Source organism: Millisia brevis NBRC 105863 (assembly GCF_001552615.1).
GTDB lineage: Bacteria > Actinomycetota > Actinomycetes > Mycobacteriales > Mycobacteriaceae > Millisia > Millisia brevis.
On the sequence record NZ_BCRN01000002.1, the window covers coordinates 43,924 to 57,650 of the forward strand.

14 protein-coding genes are annotated in these 13,727 nt (G+C 67.3%); 8 read left to right on the plus strand and 6 right to left on the minus strand.

The window, feature by feature from the left end:
• The first annotated feature begins 81 nt into the window (after positions 1-81).
• The 3 genes from MB1_RS03000 (at position 82) to MB1_RS03010 (ending at position 3,271) form a co-directional block, all read left to right on the plus strand.
• Positions 82-1,647, plus strand: a complete 1,566-nt coding sequence (locus MB1_RS03000) for a 4-hydroxyphenylacetate 3-hydroxylase family protein (protein WP_066903585.1) — start codon at positions 82-84, stop codon at positions 1,645-1,647.
• 201 nt (positions 1,648-1,848) lie between these two features.
• Positions 1,849-2,331, plus strand: a complete 483-nt coding sequence (nphA, locus tag MB1_RS03005) for an NADH-dependent flavin reductase (RefSeq protein ID WP_066904126.1) — start codon at positions 1,849-1,851, stop codon at positions 2,329-2,331.
• A gap of 133 nt (positions 2,332-2,464) precedes the next feature.
• Positions 2,465-3,271, plus strand: coding sequence for an IclR family transcriptional regulator (locus MB1_RS03010; protein WP_066904127.1), 807 nt, complete (start codon positions 2,465-2,467; stop codon positions 3,269-3,271).
• Between the two features lie 2 nt (positions 3,272-3,273).
• Here MB1_RS03010 and MB1_RS03015 read toward each other — a convergent pair whose 3' ends face one another.
• A complete protein-coding gene (locus MB1_RS03015) occupies positions 3,274-4,062 on the minus strand; it encodes an IclR family transcriptional regulator (protein WP_084350740.1) in 789 nt (262 codons plus the stop codon).
• A gap of 89 nt (positions 4,063-4,151) precedes the next feature.
• On the opposite strand from MB1_RS03015, the gene MB1_RS03020 reads away from it, so the two are divergent.
• Genes MB1_RS03020 through MB1_RS03030 form a run of 3 tightly spaced genes read left to right on the plus strand, consistent with a single transcriptional unit; the run spans position 4,152 to position 6,033 of the window.
• Positions 4,152-4,958, plus strand: coding sequence for a 2-keto-4-pentenoate hydratase (locus tag MB1_RS03020; RefSeq protein ID WP_066903587.1), 807 nt, complete (start codon positions 4,152-4,154; stop codon positions 4,956-4,958).
• Positions 4,955-5,809, plus strand: coding sequence for a 2-keto-4-pentenoate hydratase (locus MB1_RS03025; protein ID WP_084350742.1), 855 nt, complete (start codon positions 4,955-4,957; stop codon positions 5,807-5,809). Before MB1_RS03020 ends, MB1_RS03025 begins: the two co-directional genes overlap by 4 nt.
• A gap of 5 nt (positions 5,810-5,814) precedes the next feature.
• The gene (locus MB1_RS03030) at positions 5,815-6,033 is read left to right on the plus strand and encodes a tautomerase family protein (protein WP_066903589.1); all 219 of its coding nucleotides are present in this window, start codon (positions 5,815-5,817) and stop codon (positions 6,031-6,033) included.
• A 23-nt stretch (positions 6,034-6,056) separates the two neighbouring features.
• Here the strand turns inward: MB1_RS03030 and MB1_RS03035 are convergent, their stop codons facing one another.
• Positions 6,057-7,079, minus strand: coding sequence for an AraC family transcriptional regulator (locus tag MB1_RS03035; protein WP_066903591.1), 1,023 nt, complete (start codon positions 7,077-7,079; stop codon positions 6,057-6,059).
• A 130-nt stretch (positions 7,080-7,209) separates the two neighbouring features.
• Between MB1_RS03035 and MB1_RS03040 the strand changes: the two genes are divergently transcribed.
• Entirely contained in the window at positions 7,210-8,424 is a 1,215-nt protein-coding gene (locus MB1_RS03040; protein WP_066904133.1) for a cytochrome P450, read from the plus strand.
• Between the two features lies 1 nt (position 8,425).
• On the plus strand, positions 8,426-9,562 hold the full coding sequence (locus MB1_RS03045) for an NADH:ubiquinone reductase (Na(+)-transporting) subunit F (protein WP_084350744.1): 1,137 nt from the start codon (positions 8,426-8,428) through the stop codon (positions 9,560-9,562).
• Positions 9,563-9,790: 228 nt separating this feature from the next.
• On the opposite strand, the gene MB1_RS25495 is transcribed toward MB1_RS03045, so the two are convergent.
• The 4 genes from MB1_RS25495 to MB1_RS03060 all read right to left on the minus strand — a co-directional run bounded on the left by MB1_RS25495 (position 9,791) and on the right by MB1_RS03060 (position 13,712).
• Positions 9,791-10,741 (minus strand): hypothetical protein, encoded by a 951-nt coding sequence (locus MB1_RS25495; protein WP_157083879.1) that lies wholly within the window; start codon positions 10,739-10,741, stop codon positions 9,791-9,793.
• Positions 10,742-10,966: 225 nt separating this feature from the next.
• Positions 10,967-11,410: a tautomerase family protein gene (locus MB1_RS03050; protein ID WP_066903593.1), complete on the minus strand. Its 444-nt coding sequence runs from the start codon at positions 11,408-11,410 to the stop codon at positions 10,967-10,969.
• A gap of 17 nt (positions 11,411-11,427) precedes the next feature.
• A complete protein-coding gene (locus tag MB1_RS03055; protein ID WP_281189742.1) occupies positions 11,428-12,210 on the minus strand; it encodes an SDR family NAD(P)-dependent oxidoreductase in 783 nt (260 codons plus the stop codon).
• 5 nt (positions 12,211-12,215) lie between these two features.
• Positions 12,216-13,712: an aldehyde dehydrogenase gene (locus tag MB1_RS03060; RefSeq protein ID WP_066903595.1), complete on the minus strand. Its 1,497-nt coding sequence runs from the start codon at positions 13,710-13,712 to the stop codon at positions 12,216-12,218.
• Positions 13,713-13,727: the final 15 nt, after the last annotated feature.

Below are 13,727 nucleotides of genomic sequence, written 5' to 3' on the forward strand. Positions count from 1 at the left end.
CGATTTCTTATGCGGCACACAAGGTTCGAGTCATTGGAACCGAGACGATCGGCCGCCACCCACCCATCTCCAGGAGGCATCATGACCGCGTCACCATTGACGGATCGGCAGACCGACACCGCCACCAACGACGTGCGCCCGATGACCGGCGACGAGTATCTCGAATCGCTGCGCGACGGCCGTGAGATCTACTTCCGCGGTGAACGAGTGACGGATGTGACCACACATCCGGCATTCCGGAATTCCGCGCGCTCGGTTGCCCGGATGTACGACAAGCTGCACGAACCCGAGGCGCGCGGCGTACTGTCCGTGGCCACCGACACGGGAAACGGAGGATTCACCCACCCCTTCTTCAAGACCGCGCACAGCGCCGATGATCTGCTGGCCGCGCGCGAGGCCATCGTCACGTGGCAGCGCGAGGTCTACGGATGGATGGGCCGCTCCCCCGACTACAAGGCGTCGTTCCTCGGAACCCTGGGCGCCAATGCGGATTTCTACGGCGACTACCGGCAGAACGCCCTCGATTGGTATCGCAAGGCCCAGGAGCGGGTGCTCTACCTCAACCACGCGATCGTCAATCCGCCGATCGATCGCGACAAGCCCGCCGACGAAACCGCCGACATCTGTGTACATGTCGTCGACGAGACCGACGCCGGACTGGTCGTCTCCGGCGCGAAGGTCGTCGCGACCGGCTCGGCGATCACCAATGCCAACTTCATCGCGCACTACGGATTGCCGTTGCGCAAGAAGGAGTACGGGCTGATCTTCACCGTTCCGATGGAGTCCCCCGGCCTGAAGCTGTTGTGCCGCACCTCGTACGAGATGAACGCCGCGGTGATGGGCACCCCCTTCGACTACCCGCTGTCGAGCCGCTTCGACGAGAACGACGCGATCATGGTCTTCGACCGCGTCCTCGTGCCGTGGGAGAACGTCTTCGCCTACGACGTCGAGACCACCAACAACTTCGTCATGCGCTCGGGCTTCCTGAACCGCTTCATGTTCCACGGCTGCGCCCGCCTGGCGGTCAAGCTCGACTTCATCGCCGGCTGCGTGCTCAAGGGCGTCGAGATGACCGGCTCCGCCGGCTTCCGCGGCGTGCAGATGCAGATCGGCGAGATCCTCAACTGGCGCGACGTGTTCTGGGGTCTGTCCGACGCGATGGCCAAGACGCCCGACGAGTGGGTGGGCGGCGCGGTGCAGCCGAATCTCAACTACGGGCTGGCCTACCGCACCTTCATGGGCGTCGGCTATCCGCGGGTCAAGGAGATCATCCAGCAGGTCCTCGGCAGCGGATTGATCTACCTCAACTCGCACGCCGACGACTGGAAGAACCCGGATATCGCCCCGTACCTCAACACCTACGTGCGCGGTTCCAACGGCATCCCCGCCATCGACCGCGTCCAGTTGCTGAAGCTGCTGTGGGATGCGGTGGGCACCGAGTTCGGCGGACGGCACGAGCTCTACGAGCGCAACTACGGCGGCGACCACGAAGCGGTGCGCTTCCAGACGTTGTTCGCCTACCAGGCCAGCGGCCAGGACACCGCGTTGAAGGGCTTCGCCGAGCAGTGCATGTCCGAGTACAACGTCGACGGCTGGACCCGGCCGGACCTGATCGGCAACGACGACCTGTCGATCGTGCGCCGATGAGCAGCGCAGCGACGCTCGCGCGGGCCGCCCGCGCGAGGGCGTGCGTCCACAGTCATCGAATGGTGCACCGACAGTCATGGTCGTCGGCCGCCGGCTCTCATAGTGTCCCGGATCACAGTCGTAATGGTGCGAATGGCGAGCGGGGTGATCACGGTGGACGCTGACGTCGATCCCGCCGATCTGGCCGCCACTCCCCTGCGGATGCGCAAGGCTCTCGGACGGTTCGCGAGCGGGGTCACGATCGTCACCACCGCCGAGAGCGAGTCCGAGGACAACGTGCACGGGATGACCGCCAACGCGTTCACCTCCGTCTCGCTCGATCCGCCGCTGGTGCTGGTCTCGATCTCGACCCGCGCGCGGATGGACACCAAGATCGCCGAGACCGGGCGCTACGGGGTGTCGATCCTCGCGGGTGATCAGGAGCCGCTGTCTCTGCACTTCGCCGGCGGGACGCAGCAGCCCGACCTGGTGCGCTTCGTCTGGCGTACCGGTGTCCCGCTGTTGGAGGGGGCGTTGGTCCACCTCGCCTGCACGGTGATCGACTCCCACCCCGCCGGGGACCACACACTGCACGTCGGCCGGGTCGACCAACTCTGGTACGACGACGGCCGTCCCCTGGTCTTCTACACCGGCAGCTTTCGCGCCCTGGAACTTCAGGGACGCGACGACGGATGGGGGTTCTGACCGATTTCGAGCATTTCCGGGGCGTTCCGATCAGCGGCACAAATCGCTGGACATCGTTGTGAGCACGGGCACATAGTGGCGTCGGCTCGAAGGTTTCTCACGCGGGAATCCTCCGCGGAAGGTGGGTAGTTTCATGGCGGCACTGCAAACGGTTCAGAAGCTCGGGCCGATCCTCGACCTGTTCACCGTGCGCAAGCCCGAATGGGGCGTATCCGAGGTCGCCGCGCAGGTCGGCGTCCCCCGCTCGAGCGCACACGCCCTGCTCTCCTCGTTGGTCGATATCGGTCTGCTGCAATGCAAATCGCGGGGTCGCTATCGGATCGGCTGGCGGGTCGTCGAGCTCAACGAAACCCTCAAGGACACCGTCGATGTCAAGTCCTGCGCCGCGCCGGTGCTGCAGGCGCTCTCCGAGCGATTCGGGGAGACAACCCATCTGGCGGTGCTCGAGCGCTATCGGGTCATGTACGTCGACAAGGTGATCGGCAACCACGTCGTCAACGTGACCGGTGCGCGGGTGGGATCACAGCTCGACGCGCACGCCAGCGCGGTCGGCAAGGTCCTGCTCGCGCACTGCACCCCGCGCGAGCTCGAGCGCAACATCACCGGCAAGCCACTGCGCCGGATGACCCCGGCCACGATCACCGACCCCGAGGTGCTGCGCCGGGAGCTGCGGGCCACGTTGCGCAACGGCTGCGCCGTCGACGCCGGCGAGACGGTCGCCGACGTTCAATGCGTCGCGGCGCCGATCCGCGACGAGATGGGCGTCGTGGTCGCCGCGGTCAGCATCACCGCGCCGGTCAACCGCTTCACCGCCGCCCAGCACGAGTTCCGGCGGGCGGTGATCGAGGCGGCGGCTGCGGTGACCAAAGCGATCGCCACGAGCACCGAGTGTCCCCGATCGTGTACCGCGATCGACCCGGCGCTCGCCGCGGTCGGCTGAGGTCAGCGGTGGTCGGCCAGGCGTCGGGTCAGCCCGAGGGTGGCGGTGCGCACCGCGGCGGCGGACAGTTCCAGATTGATCCGGTTGTGCCAGCCGGATACCGACAGACCGGCCACGACCTGGCCGTCGGCACCGAAGACGGTGCCGGCGGCGCAGGCGACACCCGGCATCGACTCCTCGAGGTCGTAGGCGATCCCGCGTTCGCGGATGCGTGCCAGCTCGGCGATCAGCCGACCCGGCGTGGTCATGGTCCGCTCGCTGAGCCGAGGCAGCCCGGCGACGAGCACCCGGTCGACCACATCGGCCGGCGAGTACGCCAGGATCGCCTTGCCGATGCCGGTCGCGTGCGCCGGCCAGCGGCTGCCGGTGCGGGTGGGCAACGGCGGCGCGTTCGGGCTGCGCACCACCTCGAGGTAGACCACCGATTCGCCGTCGAGGACCGCCAGGTGGCTGGTGTGGCCGGTGGCCTCCCGCAGATCGCTCATGAACGGTCGGGCGGCCTCCCGCAGATCGCGTTGGCGGGGCACCCGCTGACCGAGCTCGAACAGGCGCAGCGCCAGGACGTATCGGGTGCCGTCGCGTTCGAGCAGACCGTTGTCGCACAGCTCGGCGGCGACCCGGTAGGCGCTCGACTTCGAGATCCCGGTCCGGCGGGCCAATTCGGACACCCCGAGCGGGATATCGGAAGCGCCCAGGGCGGTCAGGATCCGGACGGCACGGGTGATCGAGCCGACCTCCGCTCCCCCGACGCCTTCACCCTCGTTTCGCTCACCGGCACGTTTTCCTTGCACGAGGGATCATCGTGCACCAGCCTCGGGAGGGACCGCAACGCCGATCGCGGTGTGCGGCCGTTCCCCTTCGAGAAAGTCGATGCGATCGCATGACCGACGACCACATCACCGAGTCCATACAGGCGGCAGCGGATACCCTGCTGGCCGCCTACCGCACCGGGACCCCGGTCGACCCGCTCACTCCCGGCTTTACCGACCCCGATCTGTCGACCGCGTACCGCATCGCGCTCGCCCAGGTGCAGGCGTGGGAGAAGGACGGCGACACGATCAAGGGGCACAAGGTGGGCCTGGCGTCGCGGGCGATACAGCGACAGATGGGTGTCGACCAGCCCGACTTCGGGCACCTGACCGCGTCGATGTTCCATCTCGAACATCAGCCGATCCCCGCCGCCACCTTCATCCAGCCGCGGATCGAGCCGGAGGTCGCCTTCGTCCTCGGTCGGCCGCTCACCGGCCCGGGCGTCACCGTCGCCGAGGCGGCGGCCGCGGTCGACTTCGTGCTGCCGGCTCTCGAGATCGTCGACTCCCGCATCCGCGACTGGAAGATCGGGATCTTCGACACCGTCGCGGACAACGCCTCCTCGGGCGGGGTGGTGCTCGGTAGCACCCCCACCCGCCTCGGCGACGTCGACCTGCGCCGCAGCGGCTGCAACCTCTACATCGACGGGGACCTGGTCGCAACCGGGGCCGGCGGCGCGGTCCTCGGCTCGCCGCTCAACGCCCTGGTGTGGCTGGCCAATACGGTCGGCCCACTCGGGGTGACCCTCGAACCCGGACACGTCGTGCTGCCCGGTTCGATGACCCGCGCCCATCCGATCGTGGCCGGCAATACGATCGTCGCCGAATTCGCCGGGCTCGGCAGCGTTACGGCCGTCCTGGGACAGGAGCAGCAATGACCGACATCACCACCCCGTCCTCCGACGAGCAGACGCCCAACCAACAGTCGTCGAACCAACAGTCGTCGAACCAACAGTGGTCGGCCGCCCGGGTGGCCGACATCCTGCTGACCGCCGAACGCACCCGCACCTCGCGGACGTCGATTCAGAAGGAGTGGCCCGACCTCACGCTCGACGTGGCCTACCTGGCGCAGGACATCGCCCTGGCCGATCGCCGCGCGCGCGGCGAGGTGGTCACCGGCGTCAAGCTCGGACTCACCTCGCGGGCCAAGCAGCAGCAGATGGGCGTCGACGAGCCGTCGGTCGCCTGGCTGACCGACACGATGGCGCTGCCCGCGGGTCTGCCGGTCCCCCGCAATCGGCTGATCCATCCGCGCGCGGAGCCGGAGATCGCGTTCGTCCTCGGGCGCCCATTGCGCGGTCCCGGCGTCACCGCGGCGTCCGCGCTGGCGGCGGTCGATCGGGTGTACGGGGCGATCGAGATCATCGACAGCCGCTATTCCGGATTCAAGTTCACCCTCGCGGATGCGGTGGCCGACAACAACTCCTCCGGCGTCTACATCACCGGTCCGATCAGCCGACGGGTGGAGGATCTCGATCTCGCCCTCGAGGCCTGCCTGCTCGAGGTCGACGGCGACATCGTCGACAGCGCCACCGGGGCGGCGGTGCTCGGCCACCCCGCCGAGGCGCTCGCCTTCGCCGCCAATACCCTCGGTGCCCGCGGGCACGGTCTGGAGGCGGGATGGACGGTTCTGACCGGCGGGATGACCGATGCGATTGCCGTGGCACCCGGCTCACGGGTGGCCGTACACTTCACGTCGTTGGGATCGATCACCGTCTCGGGAGGCTGAGAGCCATGCCGTTCATCGAAGCGACCATCGCCGAGGGCCGCACCCCGGAACAAGTCCGTGAGCTGCTGCACGAACTGACCCTCGCAGCCCACCGCACCCTCGGCTCACCGATCGCGAACATTCGTGTGGTGGTCCGTGAGGTGCCTGAAACCCATTGGTCGGCAGCCGATGTGACCATCGCGGAGCGGAAGGCCGCCGAGGCGAGGCAGAGCTGGAGCGACTGATTCTCCACGAACACCGGGGCCGGTCAATCGGTCCCGGTGTTCGCCGCGCGAAACTGCGCCGGACTCGCCGTGAAGCGGCGCCGAAATACCCGACTGAAATGGGACGCGTCCCGAAACCCCAGATGCACAGCGATTTCCGCGACGCTGCGCGGAGTCTGCAGCAGCATCGTGACCGCCCGATCCAGACGCCGCTGATAGAGCCAGGCGCGCGGCGTCGTCCCGGTCGACTCGAACAACTTGTGCACATAGCGCACCGACATCCCCAGCTGCGCTGCGACATCCGCGATCGCATATTCCGGGTCGGCCAGCCGATCGAGCATCGCACGCTGCACGAGCGCCAGGTCGGCCACGTGCGCTCGTTCGGTCGCGCTCAGCGGCGTCACCTGGTCGGTGACCGCGGCGACGACCAGATCGACCACGGCCGCCGCGATCGTCAGCGACGATCCCGCGGAATAGGAATCGTCGCGCCCGGCGATATCCACCAGCAGCCGTGACGCGATGCGCGCGGCCCCGCCGTCCGCCGAAATCAGCCGTCCGGGAACGGCATCGACCATAGCGGCGGACAATCGACCGTCGAGATGCGCCCGCGGTGTCCGTACGACCACCTGATGGAATTCGGTGATGCCGGCCACCGTGAAGGGCCGCGCGGTATCGACGATTCCGAAGGAACCCTTGTCGACGGTGATCGACCCCTCCCCCTGACTGATCGTCGCCGTACCCCGTGTGATCAGGCACAACAGGTAGTCATCGCTCGGATCCGAGCTGATCGTCGCCGGCGAGCGCACCACGGCGTGCGGGTCTGCACGCACCACGCTGACCGACAGGTCACCGACCTGGCGGGCGACGATATCGGCGCGGAACGGCTCGCGTTCCTGCGCCCAATCGATATCCATCTCGCAATAGGTCGCGTCGAGCGCGCCGGCCCACGCGGTCCTGCTCTCCGTGGACTCCAATGCTCGAGTGCTTAGTGCCACTGAGGGTTTCGCGGTTCGGGCTGCCGCGGGGGCTGTGCACTCGGAGTCATCCATCGGTGCACCAACAGTCATGGCCCCGATCACCTCCGCCTTCTAGTGTTCCAGATCACAGGCGTGGTAAGCCACTCTTTCGGAATCGGATTCAGCCCATTCGAAAGTGCCGCCGCATGAGCGAATCATCCACGCCGGACGGGAGACTGCCGTGTCCGATATCAACGAATTGATCAGCGGAATCACGATCGCGGAATTGGAACGCGACCCGCACCCCTTCTACGAACGATTGCGCGCCGAGGCCCCGGTCGCGTTCGTTCCCGCGCTGGGCATGTACATCGTGTCCACCCGCGAGCTCTGTCTCGAGATCAGCCGGGCGGCCGAGGGCTGGCCGGCGGTGATCTCCGCCGCCGGCGGGCGCACCTTCGGCCCCGGCGCGCTGCTGAGCGCCAATGGCGATGCCCACCGGAAGCTGCGCGGCATGGTCGAACCGCACCTGCAGCCCTCGGCGGTCGACCGCTACGTCGACGATCTGGTGCGCCCCTTCGCCCGCAAGCTGATCGCCGGCTTCGAGAACGACGGGGCGGCCGAGATCATCTCGGCCTACTGCGAGCCGGTCAGCGTCCGCGCGCTGGGCGATCTGCTCGGGCTCGACGATGTCAGCCACGACACGCTGCGCGACTGGTTCCACAAGCTGAGCGTCTCGTTCACCAATGCGGCGGTCGACGACACCGGTGAGTTCGCCAATCCGGACGGCTTCATCCCCGGTGACGAGGCCAAAGCACAGATCATCGCGCACGTCGACCCGAAGATCGACCGGTGGATCGAGCATCCCGATCGGTCGGCGATCTCCCATTGGCTGCACGACGGCATGCCCGAGGGACAGACCCGCAGCCGCGAGGAGATCTACCCGAACCTGTACGTCTTCCTGCTCGGCGCTATGCAGGAGCCGGGCCACGCGATGGGCACCACCCTCGCCGGCCTGTTCAGCCGCCCCGATCAGCTCGAGCGGGTCATCGACGATCCGACGCTGATCCCGCGCGCGGCGGCGGAGGGGATGCGGTGGGTGGCGCCGATCTGGTCGGCGGTGGTGAAGGTAGCCGAGCAGGAGGTCACCGTCGGCGGCGTCACGATTCCCGCGGGATCGCCGGTGATGCTGTCCTACGGCTCGGCGAACCGCGACGAGAACGCCTACGACGCGCCGACCGCCTTCGATCTCGACCGCCCCGTGATCCCCAACCTGACCTTCGGCGGCGGGATGCACGCCTGCGCGGGAACGTACTTCGCCACCAGCGTGGTGCGCATCGCGCTCGAGGAACTGCTCGAGGTACTGCCGAATATCGAGCGGGACACCTCGCGCGAGGTCAGCTTCTGGGGCTGGGGCTTCCGCGGCCCCACCGAACTGCACACCACCTGGGAGGTCTGAGATGTCCGACCGATCCGCGGAGACCATCCCGGCCGCGGCGCCCGATGGGCCCGGGGACCGGCCGCCCGCCGGAGTCGGGGTCCAGGCGCCCGATCGGACCGGGTTTCAGCCGCCCGACGGGGCCCGGTTTCACCTCACCATCGACGGCACCGACACCTCGTTGACCGTCGAACCGGGCCAGTCGATGTTGGATGCCGCACTGCGGGCGGCCGCGTGGATCCCGCATTCGTGCACCCAGGGGACCTGCGGGACCTGCAAGGTGCGGGTGCTGTGCGGCGCGGTCGACCATCGCGATTCGCCGGACTACACGCTGACGGCGGACGAGCGCTGCGGTGGCCTGGCGTTGGCCTGTCGGGCCACCCCCACACAGGATGTGCGGATCCAACCGGTGGGCGCCGTGGACGACGGCGTTCCTCGGCATCCCCTGCGGGACTACACCGGCACGGTCATCGCGCTCGAGGACATCGCCCGCGATATCCGCCGACTGGTGGTCGAGCCGGATATGCCGATGGCGTTCAACGCCGGTCAGTACGCCGAGCTGATCGTCCCCGGCCACGGGGTGGCGCGCCAGTATTCGATGGCCAATCCGCCCGACGGGCCCGGGGTGCTCGAGTTTCATGTGAAACGAACCCCGGGCGGCGTGGCCACCGAGGGATGGATCTTCGCCGGCCTGACCGTCGGTGACCGGGTGGCGCTGCGCGGCCCGCTCGGCCAGTTCCACCTTGTCCATCCCCAGCCCGAGCCGGCGATCCTGATCGGCGGCGGGACCGGGCTGGCGCCGCTGGTGTCGATCGCGCGACATGCCCTCAGCCACAACCTGGTTCCCGAGGTGTTCCTCTACCACGGTGGGCGCCGGGAGGAGGATCTCTACGATGTCGAGGTCTTCCGGGAGCTCGAGCGAGTCGATGGCCGCTTCCACTATCGGCCCGCGCTCAGCGAGCAGGAGTGGTCCGGGGCGACCGGGATGGTGACCGATGTGGTGGTCGAGGACTTCTCGTCCTGCAAGGGGATGAGCGCCTACCTCTGCGGGCCGCCGGCGATGGTGGCGGCCGCGCAGAAGGCCCTCAAGCGGCGGCGGATGCCTCCACGGCAGATTCGCCGGGAGGAGTTCACCCCGGCGCCGCAGGCAGCCGGGTAGCCCCGAAAGCGGCGGTCACCGACCGGCGGCGCGGCGGGCGATCTCCTCGGAACCCGCCCGCGCCGCCGGCGCTCGGCCAAAACGATGACATCTCAGGGAGGTCTGGAACTTCCCCAAGGCGTGAGGATCCAAATAGCTAGGCCATATCGGGTAAGGTGGACAGAAGGTCTCGACAGTATTCTCAGCGAGCACCTGCACGGCCGCTACAGAAATGCGACCACATCCAACCTACGTTGCAGATAGTGGCGTACCGCTATCTTCGCAGGCCGAAAATCGACCACGCCAATCATCGATAGTGACTTGTAATGTTTGCGGGTAAAGTCTATCGCGCCCGAGATTCGGATCAGTAGCCTGAGCTTCATAGAGCGCCAGAGCGCATTCTGTATTGATGAGAGCCAGATTAACTGAGTCAGCCATCATCCCGAAAGACTCCATGGGATTCCCTAGTAGATGGATTGGCCAAGCGTGGCCGTGAGTAAAACTCGAGCAGACTCTATAACCCAGTTTGGAAACGGTCTGAAAGTGCACGCGGCCTACATCTTCCGCATGCCTCGGTGGGTTCTCCGCGATCCAATTAGCCGCTTTGCGAACCAGATCCGAGTACTGTCTAGCGTTCGCTGGCCCAAGCGTCTCCAATATCTTCAGTTCCTCTTCATGCATGTCAAGTCGATGTCGGTTTTGCACGCTGGCTTCTTCAGGTACCTCCATGAGGCCATTGTCGTATGCGCTCTGTGTCAAGGAATGCCATTCTCGCGCATGTTCGACACCAACCTTCGCCAAGCCAGCCGCCCTCCTTCTACGAACGTCTCGATCCTCGGAACTCATCACCCAAATCGCTTGTGCGGAGCATTCGATCGACGTCCTACATAGCGACAGAAAGGCAGCTGGATGATGATTGAATGGAGCCTCTGCACGGGCTTGCGAAACCAGCGCGCTTGTAGAAGCTATTGCATCAATCGCGTTCATGATGGGGTATAGCACGGTACCCGACAAGCCCTCTGGAATCTTTTCGTCATATCCATCCGCATCGTCTTGGGCCATTGAGGTCCCCGGATCGGGTCGATGGGGCTTTAGAGCCCAGGGCTTCAGCGCGTACCCTCTCGCTGCCCGCTCGTTCACGCGGCCCAGCGCAGGAGCAAAAATAGCAGCAAGAGCATACATCGCCTCCGATTCGTTCATGGTGGAACCATACCGACCACCACCGACATTGCAGATTGCGTGAGTTTGGTTGCTACCGCGTACACGCGATCATCGCGTATCGAGCTTGGGCGGTCCTGAACTTGGACGGCAGACGAGGGCTGAACGTCGGCAAGTACCAGTACCTCGGCACACCGAAACCGCAGCTCCTTCATGAGGCAACACCTGGTCCAAAGCCACCAATGAAGAGTGGTGAAAGCTGATGGACTACCTGCCAAGTTGAGCCGGAGCGTTTTTCACGGCGCGGCGGGCAATCTCCTCGGAGCGCACCCGCGCCGCCGGCGTACCGGCGATCCCCCAGTTGTCCGGCTCGACCTCGATGATCCGACCGCGCACCCCGGAGCGGTCCACCCCGAGGATCTCGACCAGCAGATCGGTGAAGTGCCCCAACAGTTCCGCTCGTTGCTGTGCGGGCCGACCGGCGAGCACGACGGCGGTGAAGTACGGGGCGGCCGTCTCCGGTCCGGGCTCGGACCCGACCACCCCGCCCACGGCGATGTCCGCGGGCGGGTAGTCGACCAACAGGACCCGGACGCGTTCGATCGGCGAGTCGAGGATGCGGGCGTATCCGGCGCTCGCCCGGACCAGCAGTTCACGCCGCCGCTCCGGGTCGAAGGCCGCGCTCGGCAGGTGGAACTGGGCGACGGGCACGGGGTTGTCCTTTCGGGTCAGTGCACGGCATGCCGGGTGCCGGTATCGGCGTTGATGACGCCGCCGTGCAGGATCGCCGCCTCCGGGGCGAGCAATGTCTCGATCAGCCAGGCGATCTCGGGCAGGGTGGGCAGGCGGCCGAGGCTGGTCTTGTCGACGAATCCCTTCCAGATCTGCTCGATCGGCGTGCCGGTCTCCGCGGACTGCACCCGGGCGAACTCCCGCAGCCGCGGGGTATCGATCGGACCGGGCGCCACCGTGATCGCGGCGACCCCCTTCGGCCCGTACAGCGCGGAGATCTGGTGCATCAGATTGAGCAGCGCGGCGTTGGCAGTGCCCGGCCCGGCGTCCAGGGGCCCCGGTTCGAGCCCGAGCGAACCGGCGATCGCGACGAACCGCGATCCGTCCACCAGGTGCTCCCGCACCGCGCGCAGCAGCCGAACCGGCCCGGCCACCTTGATATTTGCCGCCGTCCCCAACAATCCCGGTTCGATGGTGTCCGCCGATCCGCGCACCGGCAGCCCGGCGGCGAAGAGCGCCAACAGCACCGGCTCGTCCACCGCCGCCCGTATCGTCTCGATCGCCTCGTCGTCCGCGATATCGGCGGGGCAGGCGACGATCGACTCGGTCCTGCCCTGCACCAGCTTCTCGAGGGCGTCGGCGTCACGACCGACCGCCACCACCCGCAGGCCGCGGGCGACCAGACGTTCGGTGATCACCGACCCCATCGCCCCGGTGGCCCCGACCACGACGCACAACCGCGCCGGCAGCGGGGCCGGCGCGGTTGCGGGGTCGGTCACGACGCTCAGCGTCCCAGCCGCAGGGTGACCGCCCGCGGCTCGGTGAAGAAGTCCCGCGAGTACTGGCCACCCTCGCGGCCGAGACCGCTGATGCCCTCACCACCGAAGGGCAGTCGCAGGTCCCGCTCGAAGAAGGTGTTGATCCACACCGTGCCCGCCCGCCACTTGGCGGCCATCCGGTGCGCCCGGTCGAGGTTCTGGGTGAACAGCATCCCGGCCAGGCCGTACGGCGAGTCGTTGGCGATGCGCAGCGCCTCCTCCTCGGTGTCGAAGCCGAGCACCGTCTCGACCGGTCCGAAGATCTCCTCGCGGGCCGCCCGCGCCTGATTGGTCAGGCCGGTGATGACCGTCGGCGGGTAGTAGAAACCGCCCGCCCGGGCCGGATCGCGCAGCCGCTCGCCGCCGACGAGGACCTTGCCGCCCTCCTCCTGCGCCAATTCCACATAGCCGTGCACCTTTTCGAGGTGCTGCTGTTCGATCAGCGGGCCCATGAAGGTGGTCGGGTCCTTGGGATCACCGACGGTCAGCGCGGCGGCCTCGGCGACAAATCGCTCCAGGAACTCCTCGCGGATCGAGTTCTGCACCAGCAGCCGGGTCCCGGAGAGGCAGACCTGGCCGTTGCCACCGAAGATCGCCCGGATCGACTTGGGCACCGCGACATCGAGATCGGCGTCGGCGAAGACGATATTCGCCGACTTGCCGCCCATCTCCGCCGAGACCGGCGTGTGGTTGACCGCCGCCGCTTGCAGGATCTTGACCCCGGTGACGCTCGAACCGGTGAAGGTGATCCGGTCGACCCGCGGATCGGAGGTCAACGGTCCGGCGACCTCGTCGCCGCCGAAGCCGTGCACGACGTTGAGCACCCCCGGCGGCAGCCCCGCCTCGAGCGCCAATTCGGCGAACCGGTGGGCGGTCAGCGGGGTCTGCGGCGCCGGCTTGAGCACCACGGTATTGCCGAAGGCCAACGCCGGGGCGATCTTCCACGTCGCCAGCATCAGCGGCGCGTTCCACGGGCTGATCGCCGAGACCACCCCGGCGGGCGGGTAGAGCACATAGGACAGCAGGTCGCCGTCCGGGTAGGCCTCGTTGGCCGCCATCGCCACGTAGTCGGCGAAGAAGCGGAAATTGTGCGCCACCCGCGGGATCTCGGCGTGCAGCGACTGGGTGATCGTCTTGCCGCCGTCGCGGGTCTCCAGCTCGGCGAGTTCCTCGCGGTGAGCGTCGACCGCATCGGCCACCCGGTGCAGGATCACCGCCCGCTGCTTCGGCGACAGGTCCGACCAGTCCCCGGAGTCGAAGGTATCGCGGGCCACCGCGATCGCCGCCTCCCCGTCGGCGGCGCTGCCGCGGGCGACATTCGCCAGCAGCGAGCCGTCGTGCGGATCGCGGGATTCGAAGCTCGCACCGTCGGAGGCGGACCTCCATTGATCGCCGATCAGATGCTTGACCTCGGTCGGCGCTGTGTCCGCCGCGGGTGCTCCTGCCAGTTCTGTTCCAGCCATGGGGTCGATTCCGTC